General features: G+C 53.6%; 14 protein-coding genes and 3 pseudogenes. 11 read left to right on the top strand and 6 right to left on the bottom strand.

Features of this window, described 5'->3' with window-relative positions; genetic code table 11:
• Positions 1–714, bottom strand: a complete 714-nt coding sequence (locus IPM39_26990) for a tyrosine-type recombinase/integrase (GenBank protein MBK8989660.1) — start codon at positions 712–714, stop codon at positions 1–3.
• A gap of 1056 nt (positions 715–1770) precedes the next feature.
• On the opposite strand from IPM39_26990, the pseudogene ltrA (IPM39_26985) reads away from it, so the two are divergent.
• Positions 1771–3504: pseudogene (gene ltrA, locus IPM39_26985) on the top strand (group II intron reverse transcriptase/maturase).
• A 101-nt stretch (positions 3505–3605) separates the two neighbouring features.
• Here ltrA (IPM39_26985) and IPM39_26980 read toward each other — a convergent pair.
• The 3 genes from IPM39_26980 to IPM39_26970 are packed head-to-tail and all read right to left on the bottom strand — an operon-like array spanning position 3606 to position 5042.
• A complete protein-coding gene (locus IPM39_26980; GenBank protein MBK8989659.1) occupies positions 3606–4466 on the bottom strand; it encodes an ATP-binding protein in 861 nt (286 codons plus the stop codon).
• A 10-nt stretch (positions 4467–4476) separates the two neighbouring features.
• Entirely contained in the window at positions 4477–4797 is a 321-nt protein-coding gene (locus IPM39_26975) for a hypothetical protein (GenBank protein ID MBK8989658.1), read from the bottom strand.
• Positions 4794–5042 (bottom strand): ATP-binding protein, encoded by a 249-nt coding sequence (locus tag IPM39_26970; GenBank protein MBK8989657.1) that lies wholly within the window; start codon positions 5040–5042, stop codon positions 4794–4796. Before IPM39_26970 ends, IPM39_26975 begins: the two co-directional genes overlap by 4 nt.
• 713 nt (positions 5043–5755) lie before the next feature.
• Between IPM39_26970 and IPM39_26965 the strand changes: the two genes are divergently transcribed.
• From IPM39_26965 to IPM39_26945, 5 genes are all read left to right on the top strand, one after another.
• Entirely contained in the window at positions 5756–6811 is a 1056-nt protein-coding gene (locus IPM39_26965) for a tyrosine-type recombinase/integrase (GenBank protein MBK8989656.1), read from the top strand.
• Between the two features lie 955 nt (positions 6812–7766).
• Positions 7767–9500, top strand: coding sequence for a group II intron reverse transcriptase/maturase (gene ltrA / locus IPM39_26960; protein MBK8989655.1), 1734 nt, complete (start codon positions 7767–7769; stop codon positions 9498–9500).
• A 156-nt stretch (positions 9501–9656) separates the two neighbouring features.
• A complete protein-coding gene (locus tag IPM39_26955) occupies positions 9657–10499 on the top strand; it encodes a hypothetical protein (protein ID MBK8989654.1) in 843 nt (280 codons plus the stop codon).
• Between the two features lie 11 nt (positions 10500–10510).
• Positions 10511–10831, top strand: a complete 321-nt coding sequence (locus IPM39_26950; GenBank protein ID MBK8989653.1) for a hypothetical protein — start codon at positions 10511–10513, stop codon at positions 10829–10831.
• Between the two features lie 230 nt (positions 10832–11061).
• A complete protein-coding gene (locus tag IPM39_26945) occupies positions 11062–11361 on the top strand; it encodes a Tn3 family transposase (GenBank protein MBK8989652.1) in 300 nt (99 codons plus the stop codon).
• Positions 11362–11386: 25 nt separating this feature from the next.
• On the opposite strand, the gene IPM39_26940 is transcribed toward IPM39_26945, so the two are convergent.
• The gene (locus IPM39_26940; protein MBK8989651.1) at positions 11387–13264 is read right to left on the bottom strand and encodes a DUF2723 domain-containing protein; all 1878 of its coding nucleotides are present in this window, start codon (positions 13262–13264) and stop codon (positions 11387–11389) included.
• 83 nt (positions 13265–13347) lie between these two features.
• Between IPM39_26940 and IPM39_26935 the strand changes: the two genes are divergently transcribed.
• Complete coding sequence (locus tag IPM39_26935; GenBank protein MBK8989650.1) at positions 13348–14487, top strand: LysM peptidoglycan-binding domain-containing protein; 1140 nt, start codon at positions 13348–13350, stop codon at positions 14485–14487.
• Here IPM39_26935 and IPM39_26930 read toward each other — a convergent pair.
• Entirely contained in the window at positions 14484–15617 is a 1134-nt protein-coding gene (locus tag IPM39_26930; protein ID MBK8989649.1) for a transposase, read from the bottom strand. The genes IPM39_26935 and IPM39_26930 overlap by 4 nt on opposite strands.
• A gap of 193 nt (positions 15618–15810) precedes the next feature.
• On the opposite strand from IPM39_26930, the pseudogene IPM39_26925 reads away from it, so the two are divergent.
• From IPM39_26925 to IPM39_26910, 4 genes and pseudogenes are all read left to right on the top strand, one after another.
• Positions 15811–16259, top strand: a pseudogene (locus IPM39_26925) (DUF1269 domain-containing protein).
• A gap of 146 nt (positions 16260–16405) precedes the next feature.
• Positions 16406–16872 (top strand): annotated as a pseudogene (locus IPM39_26920) (LURP-one-related family protein).
• 46 nt (positions 16873–16918) lie between these two features.
• A complete protein-coding gene (locus IPM39_26915) occupies positions 16919–19036 on the top strand; it encodes an META domain-containing protein (GenBank protein MBK8989648.1) in 2118 nt (705 codons plus the stop codon).
• Entirely contained in the window at positions 19008–19844 is an 837-nt protein-coding gene (locus tag IPM39_26910) for a hypothetical protein (GenBank protein ID MBK8989647.1), read from the top strand. The genes IPM39_26915 and IPM39_26910 overlap by 29 nt, the downstream gene beginning before the upstream one ends.
• The last annotated feature ends 46 nt before the right edge of the window (positions 19845–19890 follow it).

Here is a 19890-nt window from a genome sequence, read left to right as displayed (position 1 = left end):
TCAAGGGGTGCTTCGCTCGCTTTTCCACAGCGGTTCCAGAGCATCCACATTCTGCCAGACCGATGCCACTGCTTTCAACCTGGGTTCCACTTCTAAGAGCGGAGCAGCATAGTCGGCTAGGGTCTGGCGGGCCGACTGATTGAGGGGGACGAAGCGGGTCTTATCCCCTTTGCCAGAGCGGATTCGCACTCGACCCTTTCGTTCACCCATTTCAATATCACCCCATTGTAGAGCGGCACACTCCCCAATCCGCATCCCTGTCTGAATCATCATCTGCACAATGGCATTGTTTCTCAAAGGGTAACGGGTTTGTTGAACCGCTCGGAGGAGGGCGTTGACCTGTTTTGGTTCTAAAGCAGCAGGCGCAGGTTCTTCTGTTCGCCCCACCAGTTTCAGTCGTGCGGCGGGGTTGGTCTCCAGATAACCTTGTTGAGTTAGCCACTCACACCAGCTTCGTAAGGCACTCAGATGGGTGTTGATGGTGCTGGTAGCGGCCAGTGTTTCTTGTAGCATTCCCCGATAACCTACCAGCGTAATCGGGTGCAGGTCAGCCAACGTCGGCGGGCGTTGCTCCATTTGAGTGAACCAGGTAAGGAAACGACCGAAAACAGCGCGATAACGGCGTTGGGTGGAAGTAGATAATTCAGCTATCGAATCCGCTTCCCAGATGGTGAATAAATCAGGTAATGAGTCGGGTTTTGTTTTCTCAGTCATGTTTTTAAGGCGATCATCAGGTTAAGCATTCAACTTGTTTCTCTGGTAGGGCTGCTTGGTAAAAGGTCAACTCGGCTGAGAATATCACTTCTCAGCCGAGTTGACCGATAATTAAAGGGGTAGTCGCTTGCCCAGATCCAACTTGAATTCCCCGTAAGGATTGACGTGCCTGTAAAAGAGGGGAGTCAGACCGCGACGATCTTGGGGTTCTACTAGGATTGGGGCAGGAATCGGACATAGCCTAATCATGAGCGCTTTTCAACTTAAAGATTGCTATATTGGACATGATTCCTGCGATAACGATGACTTTGTACATCAGAATCCGCGATCCTGATCAGGGTTAAATGTGCTTTTGGAACCCGAAATTCTGTGATACCGGTTGTTATCCCAGAGAAAGAAACAGTTTGCCGATACATTATGTTCTGTGTCCGATTCCTGCACTGATCCTAGTCGTGCGATTCGTTTGCTCGAAACCGGCCGTTGACCGGGGGATGAGCAGCAAGGTAACAGCTTTGGCTAAGCAGAACCTTGACAACTGACTGTTCGATGTTGGGTGTAATCCCCAACCCCTAGTGAACGGGGAAAAGCGTCATCCCTCTGCGTGCGCATGGTCATCAATCCTTCGGCAAGCTCAGGACGGAAAGCGGGATGAAAAGCAGGTCAACTCAGAATCTGACTGAGCCACACTTGCGAGCAGGTATCTATGGGTAGGAACACGAACAAACTGAACCATCGTAATAGGTGACAAGCCAACGCGGATTAACAGGCTTGACCAAAATGGTACAGGATAGGGGTCTGGCAGATGACTAGCTGACCAGTGTTCACCCCCGCGAAACCCGGTGGATAGTTTGGCCCTACGGATACATCAAACGAACAGTCGGAACGAAGTAACCCGCCCTGCGCTCTCAATATATCATGGTATTGAGCAGGCAACCAACCGCAAGCACTGAGCGGGAAAGATTCTCCAAGAAGCCAATGCCGGGAGTAATGCCCCGGATATGCTGACGTGGAGACGCTTGATTGGAAGGTAAAGATGTCAGTAGGAGTACAGACGTTATGAACACGGCAATGCGACCGATGTATGAATGGCAAGACCTGCCCTGGAAGAAAATCGAACAGGCAGTCTTCAAGCTCCAAAAGCGTATTTACCAAGCTTCTCAGCGTGGCGACACGAAAGCAATCCACAAACTCCAAAGGCTCTTGATAAGTTCCTGGTCAGCTAGATGTCTGGCAGTACGACGGGTGACGCAAGATAACCGAGGCAAGAACACAGCCGGGGTAGATGGTATCAAATCCCTGACCCCACCAGAACGGTTAAGATTGGCGCAAACGTTGCAACTATCCCAGACAGCTTGTCCGGTACGGCGGGTTTTGATACCCAAACCGGGAAAAGTGGAGAAACGGCCGTTAGGCATTCCCACCATTGCCAACCGTGCTGAACAAGCATTAGCCAAACTGGCCCTTGAACCGGAATGGGAAGCCCGCTTTGAACCAAACAGTTACGGTTTCCGACCAGGACGTTCCGCCCACGATGCGATAGAAGCTATCTTCAAAAACATCTGCCTCCAGGCTAAATATGTGCTGGATGCAGACATTGCTGCCTGTTTCGACAAAATATCGCATTCGGCTGTATTAACCAAACTGCAAACCTACCCTGTGATGCAAAGAGCCGTTCGCGCCTGGCTTAAGGCTGGCGTATTGGACGGCGAGACGTTATTTCCTACCACTGAAGGCTCGCCGCAAGGTGGAATCATCTCACCTTTGATTGCGAACATCGCCTTGCATGGGTTGGAAACAGCCGTTACTGCGGCACACCCCAAAGCAAAAGTGATTCGGTACGCCGATGACCTGGTCGTTCTACATCCTGAGGTGAAGGTGATAGAGAAGGCAGAACAAACGGTAGCGCACTGGCTAGACAGCATGGGCTTGGAACTGAAACCAAGTAAAACATCCATCACCCACACTTTGAACCACCTTGAAGGAAAAGTCGGCTTCGATTTCCTGGGCTTTCACATCCGGCAGTATCCGGTAGGAAAAACGCATTCAGGCAAGACAAGCGGACGATACCCGAAATTACTTGGTTACAAAACACTTATCAAACCCAGCGAAAAAGCAATTCAGAGACATTATGAAACCATCTGTGCCATCATGGATGCCAACCCAACAACGCCGCCAGCCCGGCTCATTGGGCAACTCAATCCTATCATTCTGGGATGGACAAACTACTACGCCACAGTTGTCGCAAAAGATGTTTTTGGCAAACTGTCACATATGACATTCGTCAAACTTTTTCGTTGGGCAAAACGTCGCCATTCAACCAAATCCAATCAATAGATTGTTCGCAAATACTGGCGTTTGGAAACGGGTTCCTGGATTTTCGCGCCTAAAGAGGGTGTCCCGCTCAGGCGGCATTACGAAACACCGATTCAACGACACATCAAGGTGCGCGGAAACAAAAGTCCGTACGATGGCGACTGGGTCTATTGGGCAACACGACGCGGAAGACAACCCGGCCTGCCTAAACGAGTGGCGACTCTGCTCAAATGGCAAGCTGGCAAATGCGCTTATTGTGGATTGTATTTCGGTGCAGAGGATAAGTCAGAAGTTGACCACATCATCTCCAAAGCACGTGGTGGACATGATGGGTATAACAACTGGCAGCTTCTTCATGCTCATTGTCACCACCAGAAAACTGTTAAAGATGAGAAACTCAAACAGTTAGAGGCACTGATGACAGCAGCCAATCATGCGAGGAGCCGGATGAGGGTAGCCTCTCATGTCCGGTTCTGAATCAGCGGTGGGGGCTGTGAAGCCCCCGCCGACTGTAATAAACCCCTGTTAGTGGTGGTTGTTGGAGAACGGCCGTTCCCCAAACTCCCTACCCACCACGTTTACATCCCGGCCTCGATTTCCGGCAGCGTCAGCAATTGTACTCCATGCTGCGCCGCCAAGGAGTGCGCCGCTTCGGTGAACGCTTGCCGTGCGAACAGAGCATAATGCACCGTCCAGCCATCACCTCCGTCCGGCAAATCGGCCAACACTTTGGGCGTCTTGACCTCAATTAACTCTGCCAGCACGCTCCGGCTTACCGGCGCATCGCCCCATTTGCACTCCCCCAACAAAAGCTGCCGCTCCCGCCAGTTGATCGCCGCCACGTCCACCTGCACCGTCTTCGACCAATGCGCCCCCACGTTGTCGGCGGCGAAGGGCAGCTTCTCCCGCTGCGCCTGCGTTACCAGCCAGGCGAGACAAATCTCCTCAAACGTCAGGGCCACAAAGGCGCGGAAGTTGTCCTCAATCATCTGCCACAGACGATGGGACAGGCCACCATCCAACAGGTGCAGGTTGGGGTCAATGAAACGGTAGTAGAACCGAAGGAAGGGGTCGCGCAGGTAGTAGCGCGTTTTGCGGCTCGTTTTTAGTTCTGCCAACGGCACAGTGGCCGGGATGCGTCGTTCGACGAATTGCAGTTCTATCAGCCGGGGCAGGTAATGGCTGAGGGCCGTGCTTTTCAGCGCCGCATAGCTGGCAATCGCCTCCCGCTCGTGATGACCGGCGGCGATCACCTTCAGAATCGCTTCGTAATTGACCGTCTCCCGCTCCGTCAGATCGCTCACCAACACCTGCGGCTCGTTGCGAAACCAGCCAGTGCGCTGCAAGAAAAGCCGCTCGACGTTGGCCTTGAGCGACTCATCATCCCGCCAGCGCTCCAGGTAGGCGGGCACGCCGCCCAAAATGGCGTAGATAGCCAACCGCTGCCAGCTATCGTAGCGCGGCAGGAAGGCCTGGCAGTCGGCAAAGCGCAGGGGGTAGAGGGGGGAATTGGGCTGTCAAACGACCATAGAGCGGTGATTGGTATTGGATGAGGTCGGTCAACATGCCGATATGGGAGCCGGAGAGGATGAGGATGATCTGGCTCTCCTTGAAGAGATGGTCCCAAGCAGCCTGCAAATGGCTGCCGAGACCGCTGTCTTGTTGCAGGGCGTAGGGCAGTTCGTCGAGGATGACGATAGCCCGGCGGTTGCCAACGGCCGCGTCCAGCATCTTGAACGCCTGCTCCCAATCGCGCGGCTGGATTGTCACGTCTCCCTCGCCGCCATGCTGCCAGGCGTAGATGGCCCGGCCCAGGTGGCCGAGCAGCAGGTCGCGGGGTCGCGTTTGGCCACCCAGTAGAAGGTGGGCAAGCTGGTTTGCCTGGCCCAATGGGTGATTAATGTTGTTTTGCCGATACGGCGCCGGCCGTAGAGCATGATGAGGTGGGCGCCGGGCTGCTGGATGAGATTGTCGAGCAGGGCTAATTCGTGGTGGCGGTTGATGAATTGACTCATAGTTTCGGTTTCTTCGCAAAGGTTTATCAGACTATTATAGTCTGATAATTATTATGATGTCAATGCGTGAAGAGAGTTATTTCGTAGCAAGAGAGGTGAGCTTCAGCTTTGTGCTTTGAGAGGGTCGATTGGAGGCATAATATAATAGGAAGCGTGTTTGGGAATGCTGGCGTAGGCGGACCCGGGGCGTTGGCTCAGAATGAGATGCGCATTGACTTAAAAACAATCTGACTTTGCGTGGTTCGGGTGTTTTTGCATAGCATCTCAAGAGAGTATATTCAAGTATTTTGGCTCCCAAAACGGCCGTTTTGCCCCCGGTACTTCCCGCTTTTTTCGCCCTTTTTTCGCCTCTAACTAACCGTACATATTCCGGCCTGATGACATACATAAACCCTCATCGGCTTTGAATTTTAATTTCCTGTTTTCAAGTTTCGCATTCGAAGTATGCTGTTCGTAATTTCGGATCCTTCGTTGATTTGTATTAGTACATGCTGAATCCTACATCTTCCCGAAGCCAAAATGAGGCAAAAAAACCCACCTTTTTCTTTCATTTTTTACTACGTATAATTTAAGCTTATACGTAGTTATTGGGGTAAAATAGGGAATTATGAACCATAGAGACAAAATGAAGGGCGTGACACAACGGCTAGGTAAGCACGACAAGGAACGGCCGTGACGCAACTGATAGATAACAAAAAACAGGGTGAGACACAATGAGCGAACAAGCAATCATACCAACGCCAAGCAATGAGTTGCAGAATCCACTGACATCGACGACGCCGATGGCGACTGTCGGGCAAGTGGCCAACCAGGTGGCCGCCGATCATATTTTTGCCGACTACTTAAATAGGAAGAGCGATGATACGATTGCCACGCACTATGCGGCCTTAAAGCGGTTTGGCGAATATTTGGAAGTGGCGGGCATTCCTGGCTTAACGGGCGTTCGCCTGCAAACGGAGCCGGAAACCTGGCGCGGCTTAACCTGGGGGTTGGTAGAAGGTTTTGTCAAATGGCAGTTACACGAAGGTTATGCCATGGCCACGGTCAACAACCGGCTGTCGGCCATCAAGGTGTATGCCAAAATGGCCGCCAAAGCGGGCGTGATTGATGCCCAGGAATTGCAGCTGATTAAAGCAGTCACCGGTTACGGCCGGGCTGAAGCCAAGCGGCTGGATGAACGACGCGCAACGATACGCGTGGGCCATAAAAAGGAATTACCGGTGCGCCTGACGCCATGGGACGCGCACATCTTGAAGGATCAGCCTGATACACCCCAAGGACGGCGCGATGCGCTTCTGTGCTGCCTTCTCCTGGATTTAGGGCTGCGTGTGGGCGAAGTTTACGGGCTATTTGTCGAGAATTTCGATTTAACGCCAGGAGAATTGCGCTTCTATCGCCCGAAAGTCGATATGGAGCAAACGCATCAGTTAACCGGTGATGTCTGGCAGGCAGCAAAACGGTATCTGGCTGTGGATGCGGCCGCTGCCGGGCGCTTGTTGTTAGGCAGCCGAAAAAACGGCCGTCTAACCAACAAGCCGATGTCGATACGGGCGATGCAGAATCGTATTACCTATCTGGGAGAGCGCCAGTTGGGGCTTGAGGGTCTGTCTCCCCATGACTGCCGTCATTACTGGGCCACCGACGCGGCCAGAAGTGGGACGGATCCGTTTCGGCTGCAAGAGGCCGGTGGCTGGGCGAGTCTGGCGATGCCCCGGCGCTATGTGGAAGCAGCGGAAATTGCCAATAAGGGTGTGAAGTTATCGGGATAAAAACAGGCTTGGCTAAAAGACACCTGGTTTTGCCGCCTAATGGGTAGTTGGGGTGCTGGGAGCAAATGGACGATTTCCTACGCTAAGGAAGTTTGGAGGTTTTGAAGCTAATTTCGGCTCGAAAATCAACCGCTTTATCCAGCAAAAGGAATTATGTTGCAGCAAAAACGGCCGTTAAGTGAGTGAATTCTTGCAAAATCGGCTCGCTTTGCACTGTTTTCCGCAATATAAGGCGAGTTATCACGGTAATTATGTTACAAAAATGGCTAATCGTAGGTTTTCATCCTTTTACTGCTAAATGCGCCAGGGGGATTCTTTTTGAGTCAATGCGGTTGCCATGAGGTTTGTTTACCAGGGTGTTGCTCTATTTCCTGCCGTTTTGATTCGTTCTCTCGAAACCGGTTCATGACCGGGGGATGAGAGGCAAGGAGGTAGTATGGCTAACTAAATCCTTGATAACTTGTGGTTCGATGTTGGGTGCAATCCCCAACCTCTAGTGAACGGAGAATGCTACATCCCCATGGTAGCGACTGGACATCAATCCGTGAAGCGGGATGAAAAAGCGGGTCGCCTGGAGTTCGACCAGGTCATCCCCGCAAGCAGGTATCTATGGGTAGGAATACGAACAGACGTCTGAAGCATCGTGAATAGAAACAAGCCTACGCGGACTATTGGCTTGCCCAAAATGGGAAAGGATAAGGGCCTGGCGCATGGCAAGCACGACCAGGGTTCACCCCGACAAACCCGGTGTATAGTCTGACCCTAAGGATACGCAAAACGAACCACAGGAACGAAGTAACCCCGCCCGTGCTCTCAGCCGGACTGAGCAGGCGCCAACCGGATGCCGGTCGGGGAAGGATTCCCCAAGAAGCAAAAGCCGGGGGTAATGCCCCGGATAGGCAGACGTGGGGACGCATGATTGGAAGGTAAGGACACAAGTAGGAGTAAACAGGTTATGAACACGGTACAACAACCGATGTATGAATGGAAAGACCTGCCCTGGAAGAAATTCGAGCGGTCGGTTTTCAAGCTCCAAAAGCGTATTTACCAAGCCTCAATTGAGGATGACAGAAAAACAATCCACAAGCTCCAAAGGCTCTTAATTAACTCTTGGCACGCTCGGTGTCTCGCTGTCAGACGGGTTACGCAAGACAATCGCGGCAAGAATACTGCCGGCATTGATGGCGTCAAACGCCTTTCACCCAAGCAACGATTGTATCTGGCGCAAACGCTGAAACTTCGACAGAAAGCCCGCCCCGTGCGGCGCGTATGGATTCCTAAACCAGGTAAAACGGAGATGCGCCCCTTGGGTATCCCCACCATACGCGACCGAGCTGAGCAAGCCTTAGCCAAGCTTGCCCTGGAACCCGAATGGGAAGCTCGCTTTGAACCAAACAGTTACGGATTCCGGCCAGGACGCTCCGCCCATGATGCTATTGAAGCCATCTTTCAATCTATCTGCCTCAAAGCAAAATATGTCCTCGATGCAGACATCGCCCAATGCTTCGACCGCATTAGCCATACCGCACTGTTGGCAAAACTGGAAACTTTTCCTGCCCTTCGCCGTTCCATCCGAGCCTGGCTCAAAGCTGGGGTCATGGAAGAAGACCAGCTTTTCCCCACACCCGCCGGTTCGCCTCAGGGTGGGGTCATTTCGCCACTGTTAGCCAACATCGCTTTACACGGTCTGGAAACGGCCGTCTCGAAAGCACACCCACAGGCGCGATTAATTCGTTATGCCGATGATTTGGTGGTATTGCACAAAGACCTACCCGTCATTGAGCAAGCAAAGGAAACAGTGTCAGCATGGTTAGCTGGGATGGGGCTGGAATTGAAACCAAGCAAAACATGCATCACCCATACATTTCACCAGCATGAAGGCAAGGTTGGGTTCGATTTCCTCGGATTTCATGTGCGTCAATACCCGGCGGGTAAGAATCGCTCCGGGAAAACGGGGTATCCGCCCAACTTGCCACTTGGCTTCAAGACCATTATTAAACCCAATAAGAACGCGATGCAACGGCACTACCAGGAGGTTAAGCGCATTATCGAGGCGCACCCATTCACACCACAGGCACAGCTCATCAGCCAACTCAACAAAACTACACGCGGCTGGACTGCCTACTTTGCCACGGTTGCTTCAAAAGATGCCTTTTCCAAACTGGCACATCTCACCTTTGTCAAGCTTCGCCGCTGGGCAAAGGGTCGCCACCCATCTAAATCCTGGAAATGGATTGCCCGTAAATATTGGCATCCTGAACGGGGAACTTGGCTCTTTGCCGCGCCTGTTGGTCTGCCGCTTTACCGGCATTTCGAAACACCCATCAAGCGACATGTCAAGGTGAAAGGCAGCAAGAGTCCATATGATGGAGATTGGGTTTATTGGGCCAAAAGAAGAGCGGCTTATACTGGAACCCCAACACGAGTAGCGAAGCTACTGAAGCAGCAATCTGGTATATGCGCTCATTGTGGATTGTATTTTACGTCAGGTGATCTTCTGGAAGTTGACCACATTGTTCCCAAAGCCAGCGGAGGTAAAGATAGCTATACCAACTGGCAGCTTCTTCACCAACACTGTCATCACCAGAAGACTGCTAAGGACAAACGTCTAAGGCAGTTGGAGGCGCTCATGAAAAGTGCCAGTCATGCGAGGAGCCGGATGAGCGGAAACGCTCACGTCCGGTTTTGAAGCCGGGGGGCGGGGGCGACCCCGTCCCCTAGGTTAACAGTTTCATACCAGGTTAAGTAGATCACGGGGACACGTTATGTGTCTCGGTGCTCAAATTCTTGCGATACAACGATATAACGATATAATTTACCCATACTAAACAGGAGATTGAGCGCAATGACCCTCAAAGTAATAGACCAATTCCCTTTTGAGTTTTATAGTGAGCATTTCACCGTTGCCCTGGCCAATGATCGCAAACTCTACGTGCCCATGCAGGCATTGTGTGATGCCATGGGTTTACAAGCTCATGGTCAAATCCGGCGAATCCGCGAACATGAAGCGATGGCCAATGCCCTGGTCAATCTCAACATCATGTGGAACTATGGCGATGAGGCGGCGCGGGAGCGAGACATGATCTGCCTGCGCCTGGATCGGTTACCGTTTTGGATGGGCACTATTCAAACCAACCGGATTCCTGACGAAAGAAAACGGGAGCGTGTTGTCCAATTCCAACGCGACTTCGCCGATGTTGCCTGGGCCGCATTCCGGCGCGAAATTCTGCCAGACGATATGTTGGCGGAAATGGATGCCAGTCTGCCACCGGCTCAACAAGAATATCTACGTCTTATGGACGAAGCGGCCAATCTGAAGCAGCATCTGCAAACCCACGATCTCGGTTTAGGGCAGCATAGCACCCAGTTAGGAACTCTGGAAGAACGTGTCTCGGCGCTTGAAGCCCGATTACAGGGAACTGATTTTCTAAACCCGCAGCAGATGAAAGAATATACCGATATGGTGGCAATTGTGGCGCGGGTTCTCAAACGCAAGCAAAAAGGTAACGAAGCCACGGTTCACGCCGAGGTCAAACGGCAGTTCCAGGTACCTTCCTACCAGCTTATCCCAGAAGCAAACTTTGATACCGTCAAGCGCTATCTGCGTGATTGGTTTGTCCGCCTATCCGGACCCGGTGCGCCTGTCCCCACGATTTTTGAGCAGCCTAGCCAAAAGCGATTGCTGTAGGAGAAAGCCGGATGACAAACAGCCAACGTGCAGAGCATAAAGTGGTGCTGCCTGATGAAGTGTGGAGTGAAACGCTCATCCAGGCGACGCTGGAACAGAAAACAGCCAGCGAGGTTTGTGACTACGTCTTACGCCACTATGTGGGTTTATCCGCAGAAGATAAGCCGCCAATCCTATTAATGTCCGGATCGGGTCGGCAGCGCTCTATTTATTTAGACCAACAGATTTGGATTGAACTCATTACCTGTAAGGTTCGAGAGCGGCGGCCGATCAGCGCGATTTTGGAACAGCAACTGCGGGCATATTTGGGCCTGCCCGTTTCGCTGCCTTAAACAAGCTTCTCTTGACGCTTTTCTGAGATAGGCAAATGAGAACAAGGGGATGTTTCCAAGGCGGCAGATATAACTATCCGCATTGAATCAAAAAAATAATCTATCTAACTTGGCGTGGTTCCCATTGTCGCGAATAGATCTGTCTGCCTACGGCGCTGAGGCGAGATTGCGGCGCAGTTGCTTTGTCTAACAGTTGCCACCAGATCCGGGATGTGCTGAGGCAACAACCGTTGTCTTCCGCGATGGATGCTCGCCAAACGGCCGTTTGCCAGCTATATTTTTGGCTTCCCAAACGGCCGTTGGCCCTCGCGACTTCTCGCTTTTTCGGCCCTCAACTAACCGTACATATTCCGGACGTGTTGCACGAAATGGTGCAGGAAGGATATGAGGTAACGACAGAAATAGTGGCGACATTTAGCCCGTATGCTAGAGAACATATCAAGCGATTTGGAGAATATGTGATTGATTTGGAAATGATTCCGCCACCGCTGCAACCAGACAAGCCTTTTTTATCACCTGTAGCGACTTAACAGGGGGTGTGAATTTTCGGACGTATTACGTATTTACGCCGGAAACGGCCGTTATCTCCAGCTCATATTTATCCCGCACCAGTTCACCCGGCCGCCAGTAGGAGGTAGGATACCAGCCCTGCACCGGATGAACGGAATCTGCCTGCGCCACAATGTCGGCTGGACTTTGTGGGGGAAATTGGGTCAACCAGTGCATCGCTACGCTGTAGTCCCGTTCGATGGGCTGCATGCTTTCCCAGAAAATAGTCAAATGGGATTTCCCGTCGTCCGCCTCGGCAAGTGCGACTGAACGAATCCGAATACCGTTGCCCAGATCGAAATTCTCTGCCAGCGACGTAACTTCATCTGACAGCGCGGTTCGTTGAATGGCGATGATTTCCGGTGTCCCGGCGCTGTAATGCACCTCCCCGACCCTGGCCTCCCACCAGGCTGGGGGCCAGTAATTCAGGTACTTACCCGGCGTCAAAATGCGCCCCTCGGTATTTATGATGGCCGCAAAATCCGCCCGATGGTCCACCAGAGTCAGGTCAGACAGTTCCTGCGTGACATACAATCCATAGGCAGCCGCGAAGAAATCCGTGCCCCAGGGCAAAGCCACTGTTGGATGGTCACCAAATGAAGTCGCAGCGCCGGAAATGGGCTTCAACCGCTCAATCATGGCCCGCCCGGTGGGATCGCGGGTTAGCTCGTTGACAAAAGGAAAATTGCCCACCAGCAGGAATACGGCCAATAAAAAACAGGCTGCCCAACCGAGGAGGCGCAGTGCTGTTCCCCTCTGTCCCAGTTTGTGCAGCAAATAGGCCGCGCCGGTTGCCAGACAGAGCAAAGGCGGCATCAACACGGCCGGAACCCACACGGCCTTTGGAAATAAAAATACAAAGAGAGGCAGTACCGCCGCGCCCAACAAGAAGGCCAGACCTACCTGCCAATCATCATGGGTTAACCAGAGTAGACCAATGAGACCGGCCAGCAGAAAGAGCCAGGGGAACTGTTGTGTTAAATGGCCGGACAAGAAGCGTAAATTTTGCATCCAGGCTTCGCCGTTTTCTGGCAGGCGCAGCAGCCCTCCGGCGACTTCGCTGCCAGTGAACTGCTGCCAAAAGCCGAGCCACGTTCCTGGCTGTCCATAGACCCAGGTCGCGCCCTGGTGCGCGCGCAGCGGCAAGTAGAGGTAGGCGACAAAGGGGATCATAAAGGCCAGCAGCGTGTAAAAACCATGTCTGATGGGCTTTTCCAGGAACCATCTCCAGGGCTGCGGCCAGACCAGCAACAGTACCAGGGGGAGGAGAAACAGCAGAATACGGTGGTGGGCAACGGCCGTTCCCAACACAAGTACCAACGCCACCCACTCGCCCGCTGCCCACTGCTCTCGCAGCCGAAGACTCAACAAGATGGTCAGACTCACCAGCAGCAAGCTGAAGCTGTACACTTCGGCGATGATACTGTGCAGCCAAAAAGTCTCCGCCAAACCGACAACCAACACGGTCAGCCCGGCTAGAATCGAATTACCCTGCAAAACGCGGCACAAGATCAGATAAAAAAGCAGCAAAGCCAGCAGTGACCAGACCAGAGAGGTCACTGAGGCAGCCAGGGCCGGCGGTGCGCCCAGGGCAACGGCCGTTTGGGTGAGCAATGCGCTTAAAATTGTGTAGAGCGGATAACCGGTGTAGTGGACGGTCCCCCAAAGATTGAGCGCCACTTGAATTTCACCGGTATCCAGCAAATAGTCATGGCTGCTGCCATTGATGTCTCGTTGGAGCGTCGTGGCATAAATCAGGCCCAAGACTGTGACGGCTAACAGACCGGGAAGCAGCCGGTGGAACAACTGCCGGACGGCCGAAGTGGGCTGCGGGCGCAATGAAGAAGATGGTGGTAATGACGTCTGGAATGGGATTGTAGCCATTGTCGCAACAAATCACTATAATGCCGCGCTGAATTTGTTCAAAATGGCGAGTTCACCAATCAATACAAACAAGGAGACGTAATATGGACGGGAAGAAATCAATTGGCCTGTTGATCGGGCTGCTCGTTCTGGCGATGATCCTGGTCGCCTGCGCGTCGGAGCCACAGACTATCGAGGTCACTCGCGAGGTGGTTAGCGAAGTCATGGTGACGACCGAGGTAACGCGGGTCGTGCCCCAGGAAGTTACCGTGGAAGTTCCGGTCGAAGTTCCGGTTGAAGTGACCCGCGTGGTGGAAGTAGAAGTGCCGGTCACCGTAACGCCCGCTCTGGAAAGCCCGACAGAAGCGGCCCCAACGCCAAACCCGGTACCACCCACGACAGCTTCGGCGGCCACGACAGCTCCGGCGACTACGGCCGTTCCGGTTGAAGGTTCGAGTTACACTGTGCAGCCAGGTGATACGCTGTCGGGTATCGCCGCCAAAACCGGCGTGAGCGTGGACGACATCAGCGCCGCCAACAACCTGAGCGATTCTAATGTGATTGCAGTTGGGCAAGAACTCATCATTCCCGGTTGGTCAGGAGAAGAAACGGCGGTTGCCGCCAGCCCTGCCCCAGGACAAACCACCCAACCGGCCAGCGCCAATCTGCTGCCCAACCCTTCCTTTGAAGCGGGCTGGTACTTCTTCGAAGGCGTGTCTGAATGGCAGTTGCCGGACGAATGGCTCCTGGCTGTTGACGAAGGACCGAATAACCTGGTCCCCGGCAGCGGCGGCAACTTCTTGCGTCCCGAAGTCCGTCTTCTTGCCAGCGCCGATCTACCGCCCGGAGAACGAGAACAATTCGTCTTTGACGGTCAGAAAACCATCAAAGCTTTTAAGGGCGGCGCGCCGACGAATTTTGCCATCTACACAGATGTGGCCCTGCAACCCGGAACCTATCGCTTCACCATTCGTTTCTTCCCGGACACAGTCATCGTTTATGATGGCAGCAAAAAAGTCTTCAGCCAGGAACCTCTGGCGGCCGAATACCGCATTGTCTACAACACCGGCGGTACCGGGTGGTCTCCGGCGGTGGTGGGCGTCGTCAACACCCAAAGTTACGAATTTACGCTCAGCCAACCGCAAACAGTACGCCTCGGCGGCGCTTTCCGTAACCGTTTCGATGGGTCTAACAACGGCTGGTTCATAGATGATTGGTCACTTGAGGCGATTAACACCCGCTAAGGAATGAAAAATAAATGATATGCGGAAGATTGGACCAATCTCAGAAGATTGGTCCAATCCGTCTGCCCACCACGAATCGTGGTCGGGCGCAATTGAACGCAGTGCTGCCGGCACGCCGCTTCACTGGTGGGACCGTTGTAGCCGCCATCCACGGTCGCCTGGTCTATCACCACCTGCCGCTGCGCCAGGTCAATCAAGGTGTCGGCCAGCAGTTGACCATCATCCACACAGTTGGGCGCCGTTTGCACGCTGGTGATCAACTGCACCGCGTTGGTCGGGTCACACGTCTCGCTCAGATTGGTGACATATCCTTTGTAGCCCTGCTCATGCTTGTGCCGATAGGTCGCCTCTGGGTCGTGGGGCGATTGCAGGCTGTCGCCGCTTATCGCCGCTGCCGGCCGCAACGTGATGACGTTTTCCCCTTCAACCTGATATTGCTCCCGAATCACCCGCGCTACGATGGCAATCAGGCTCGCATCGGCTTCATGCGCCTCCAATTGCATCCACACTTGCAGCAACAACTGCCCCACGGCTTGCAGATGCGGCGTGGCATCGGCCGCTTTCAGGCGATAGCAGATAGTCTGCGCCGGTTGGCTCAAGTAGCTTTCTTGCGCCTGGCCCCACTGTTGCTGCAAAGCTTTCGGCAGACCGCTCACCCCCTTTTGCAGCGTGGCTATCACCAGTTCCAACCGGTTCATCAGGGCGATGTTGCTCAACAACTGCGTGCTGTCCATCCGCTGCCAGTTCGTTTTCACCGCAAACTTGCTGATTTGTTCGTCGGTGATGTGGGCGAACACCTCGCTATACAGATTCTGGCCGTTCTCCTGCGCGTACTCCCGCACCCGTCGCCGCAAGTTGTAGAAGGTACGGATGGTCGGCGCTTCGGCGCGCACTTCATCCAGTCCCAGGGCATGGCGCGTCAACAGGTCAAAGCCGAGATGGTCCACAAGCTCTTCGTCCGTCCAGCCAAAGCCAGCCTTCAGAATCTCGCCGCCTATGATGACATTGATGGGCGCGTTGGGACGCGATTCGATGTCGCTGAACAGGGGCGCAAACAATGTTTCGGGGATGCGGCCAAAGACTTCCTGGCGGAAGGTGTCCGCCCAAGAGGTCAACAAGCGTTCTTTCATCTTGGGGGGGGCATCAGCCACAAGGTGTCAAAAGGCTGGATTGCTGGTTGGGTTCACTTTCCCGAAACATAGAGGACTCCTGGTATGATTTACCCTTATTTTATCTCAATTCTCAGATTTATGTTAACCTTTTAGATGCCTTGACCTTTTTTCAGTAGGCTCAACATTAACCGTTTGGAAATTTGATGACCCCATGGGGGCGTAAGATGCGCTCAATAAGCTTGTTGAACTGTCGAAGCAGCATTTGATCCAGATCAACGATGCGGCCGTGGTGCCGTGGGCAAAGGGCAAGAAAAAACCCAAAACTCACAACTACGGCAGCATGACCGGCCAGGCTGCCCTCTCTGGCGCATTTTGGGGGATGCTCTTTGGTCTCATCTTCTTTGTGCCGTTTTTTGGCTTGGCCATAGGCGCAGCGACCGGCGCGTTGACGGGCAAGTTTGCCGACTACGGTATCAACGACAGATTCATCAAGGAAGTGCGCGATCAGGTGACGGAAGGCACGTCGGCGCTCTTTTGATGGCTAGCGGCGCTGTGCAAGACCGTGTGACGGAAGCATTCCAGGGCGTTTCGGCTGAGTTGATTCAATCTAATTTGACGAATGAGCAGGAAGCACAGTTGATGGAAGATTTCGGCGGGTAACGGCCGTTACTTGTCATCCAAATATTAGCCAATGACCCGCAGTAGGGATCAATCTTCAATCTGATACCCTACTGTGGGCTAACTCTTTATAGAGAGTGGAGGCAAAACCATGCCAGATAAAGGACGACGAGAACAACGCCTACAGAATGCGGCAGAAATTGGTTGCCTTTGGCGATGATTTCTGGATTGAGGATGAGAACGGTCAGCGTGCTTTCAAGGTAGATGGCAAAATGCTGCGCGTGCGCGACACGCTCTTCTTTGAAGATATGCAAGGGCAGACTTTGTGCAAAATTCAGGGGAAGTTACTGCGGGTCAGAGATACGATGACGATTGAGGGGCCGAATGGCGAGCCGCTGGCTACCGTCAGAAAAGCGCTGATCGCCCCCTGCGTCATCGTTGGGTGGTGAAAATTGGTGACGGTCCGGATCTAAACGTGCAGGGCAATATCCTGAGCCTCGAATACACCATTGGCGAGGGCGGGAACAAGATCGCCGAAGTCTCCAGAAAATGGTTCCGGATAGCCGACACATATGGCGTTCAGATTGAACCGAGCCAAAATGATATTGTAATTTTGGCAATTACCGTCGCTATTGATATGATGGCGCATGACTAAATTGTCAAGTTTACCAACTATTTTATATTCAGAGGAGAAGACTTGTATGAAAAAAACGATAAGAATCACATTGCTGGCAATCACCTTGTTTCTACTGGTGGCGTGCCAGCAGACGGCCGAACCAGAAGCCAGCATAGACCTGGCCGGAACAAACTGGATATTGAGTTCCTTAAATGACAGCCTGCCGGTAGCAAACAGTGTTGTTACCCTCCAGTTTGGCACAGATGGCACGGCCTTTGGTACAGACGGTTGTAACCGGTTCAGCGCCACTTACACACAGGACGGCGCCAATCTGACAATCGACCTGTCGGCTGCGGCGATGACCATGATGGCCTGTGAAGACCCGATCATGAATCAGGCAACAGCCTATATGGCGGCCCTTGATTCTGCTACCAGCTTTACCGCCTCTGGCAATCAGTTGAACCTGCAAGCGGGCGACCAGGTTGTGGCCACCTTTGTGGCCGGCACAGCCGACGCCGCTGCTCCGGCGGCGGTCGTCGCTTCGTCCGGAATGGTAGCCGGCAGCGATCTGGCCGGTACCGGTTGGGTGTTGAGTGCCTTAAATGGCGAGATGCCTATTTCCGGAACGGCCGTTACCCTCCAGTTCGGTACAGATGGCACGGTCTCCGGCACGGATGGCTGCAACCAGTTCAACACCGGCTATACCCAGGATGGCAGCAGCCTTACTTTCAGCCAGCCCGGCGCATCCACCATGATGGCCTGCGAAGAAGCGGTGATGACCCAGGCCACAGCCTTTATGGCAGCGTTGACTCAAACCGACAGCTTCACCATCAGCGAAGATACGCTTTCCTTGCTTTCTGGCGGTCAGGTCGTGGCCACCTTTGCGCTCCAATCCACCGATCTGACCGGCACAGCCTGGGAAGTGGTGAACTACAATAACGGCCGAGATGCTGTCGTCGGCCTCATCACTGGCACAGAGATTTCGGCCTACTTTGGCGTGGAAGGCGACCTCAGCGGTAACGCCGGTTGTAACCAATATTTCGCCAGCTTTACGGTCAGTGATGGTTCCATAGAAATTGGGATGCCAGGCTCAACCATGCGCTTCTGCGAGGAACCGGCCGGCATCATGGAGCAGGAAAGCGAATTTCTGGCCGCCCTGGTAAGCGCCGTCACCTACACCATCCAGGGCAATATGCTGCAAATGCGCACGGCCGATGACCAACTGGCCTTGATCATGATCCGCAAACTCGAGCTGGACCTACTGGAACCTGAACCGGCCGCTCCCACTGGCCGCGTCAATTCACCCCAAGGGCTTAACATTCGTTCTGGTCCTGGCGTCAACTTCCCGGTCATCGGGTTTGCGCGGGATGGTGATGAAGGTGAAATTGTGGGCCGCAGCGCCGATAACCGCTGGTGGGCGGCGGCCGTGCCGTCTGCGCCGGGCGGCGTTGGCTGGGCCTCGGCCGACTTCGTCATTGCCACCAATGCGGAAAACGTGCCTGTCATTGAGGTGGCGCCGCCGGTGATTGTGGTTCCCACCGCCGCGCCAACGCCCTCCCCTGTGCCGGCGCCAACCAACACACCCACGCCAGAAATCTCGTTCGGCGCTGATAGCACCAATATCAACCAGGGTGAATGCACCACGCTGCGCTGGTCGGTGCAGAACATCCAGGCCGTGTGGGTCTATCCACTGGGCGAGCAGTTCGAGCGCTTCCCGCGCACCGGTCAGGGCAGTGAGCAAGTCTGCCCCACCGTCACCACGACGTATGAGATGCGCGTTTTGCAGCGCGATCGGGCCGTGATCTTCCGTCAGGTAACCGTCAACGTGAGCGGGGCGGCGCCTGATCCCCTGGTCGGAACTCGTTGGGAGGTGGTGAATTTCAATAACGGCCGTGGTGGTCTTGTCACGCCGCTGCTTGGCACAAGCCTGACAATGGAGTTTGGGGCCAACGGCAGTTTGATCGGCAGCAGCGGCTGCAATACCTACTCCACATCCTACCAGGCCAATGGCAGTAATATCACCATTGGTTTGCCCGCTGGGACCCAAATACTCTGTTCGGAACCGGCCGGCATCATGGAACAGGAATTCGATTTCTTGAACAGTGCCCTGCCCTCAGCGGCCACTTTCCGCATCGACGGTAACACTCTGGAAATCCGCACGGCTGGCAACCAGATTGCAGTGGTTGCCAACAGAATACCGTAAAAATCGCATTGGGTTTGATGGTTGGTTATGCTTACCAGCCATCAAACCCAACGAACAGATCATGTCAACAAGAAGACCCTCCCAACATCGCAGACGGAGCGCCCCCCCTAAAGAAGGTTTACTGGTTAAAGTTGTGGGCAATTATCTGGACCCCATTGATGCCCTTTCAGCAACCTTCTTTAGCATTCTGTTTGCACTGCTCTTTACACTTTCCTACAGCATTCTGATGTACAACGGCGTCATTAGTACATCCTTTTCAACGGGCTATAGCACAGAATTATTTTTTGCCATCCTGGGCGCCGTTGCCATTTGGGGGACTATTGATGGTGTCATGTATGCCTTGACCGAACTTTTTCAGCGTGGCGAACGGCATCGCCTGCTGCAATACTTGCACGCGGCCGATAAAGAAGAAACGGCCGTTGACGCCATAGCCGATGAGCTGGATTTTATTCTGGAGCCAATCACCAATGAGAAGCAGAGATACCAACTTTATGACGATATTCTCGCTCATTTGCGCCAGGCGGAACCCCAAGAAGTAGGCTTGCAGCGCGCAGATGTGGTTGGCGCCATTGCCTCGGTGCTGGTATCCGTCATTGTGGTGCTGCCATCCCTCATGCCCCTGCTGCTGCTGCCCCAAAATACCGCCCTGGCTATCCAAATCTCCAATTTCATATCGGTTATCGTCATCTTTGGCACCGGCTATAGTTGGGGAAAACATACCGATACCAATCCCTGGAAAACGGGCCTGATCCTGGCATCCGTCTGCCTGAGCCTTGTGCTCATAGCTATTTTCATCGGGGGCTACTAATCCACTCTTCTACCTATCCACGGCGGATACAAAACTCGAGCTAATT

This window comes from Candidatus Leptovillus gracilis (assembly GCA_016716065.1).
Classification (GTDB): domain Bacteria; phylum Chloroflexota; class Anaerolineae; order Promineifilales; family Promineifilaceae; genus Leptovillus; species Leptovillus gracilis.
Note: the sequence above shows the minus strand (reverse complement) of the source record. Positions and strands in the feature narration are given on the sequence as shown.

Excerpts from the sequence above, each read along its gene's own strand:
- IPM39_26990 (MBK8989660.1), bottom strand. The coding sequence starts at position 714 with ATGACTGAGAAAACAAAACCCGACTCATTACCTGATTTATTCACCATC.
- IPM39_26970 (MBK8989657.1), bottom strand. The coding sequence starts at position 5,042 with ATGAGTCAATTCATCAACCGCCACCACGAATTAGCCCTGCTCGACAAT.
- IPM39_26965 (MBK8989656.1), top strand. The coding sequence starts at position 5,756 with ATGAGCGAACAAGCAATCATACCAACGCCAAGCAATGAGTTGCAGAAT.
- ltrA (MBK8989655.1), top strand. The coding sequence starts at position 7,767 with ATGAACACGGTACAACAACCGATGTATGAATGGAAAGACCTGCCCTGG.
- IPM39_26955 (MBK8989654.1), top strand. The coding sequence starts at position 9,657 with ATGACCCTCAAAGTAATAGACCAATTCCCTTTTGAGTTTTATAGTGAG.
- IPM39_26950 (MBK8989653.1), top strand. The coding sequence starts at position 10,511 with ATGACAAACAGCCAACGTGCAGAGCATAAAGTGGTGCTGCCTGATGAA.
- IPM39_26940 (MBK8989651.1), bottom strand. The coding sequence starts at position 13,264 with ATGGCTACAATCCCATTCCAGACGTCATTACCACCATCTTCTTCATTG.
- IPM39_26935 (MBK8989650.1), top strand. The coding sequence starts at position 13,348 with ATGGACGGGAAGAAATCAATTGGCCTGTTGATCGGGCTGCTCGTTCTG.
- IPM39_26930 (MBK8989649.1), bottom strand. The coding sequence starts at position 15,617 with ATGAAAGAACGCTTGTTGACCTCTTGGGCGGACACCTTCCGCCAGGAA.
- IPM39_26915 (MBK8989648.1), top strand. The coding sequence starts at position 16,919 with ATGAAAAAAACGATAAGAATCACATTGCTGGCAATCACCTTGTTTCTA.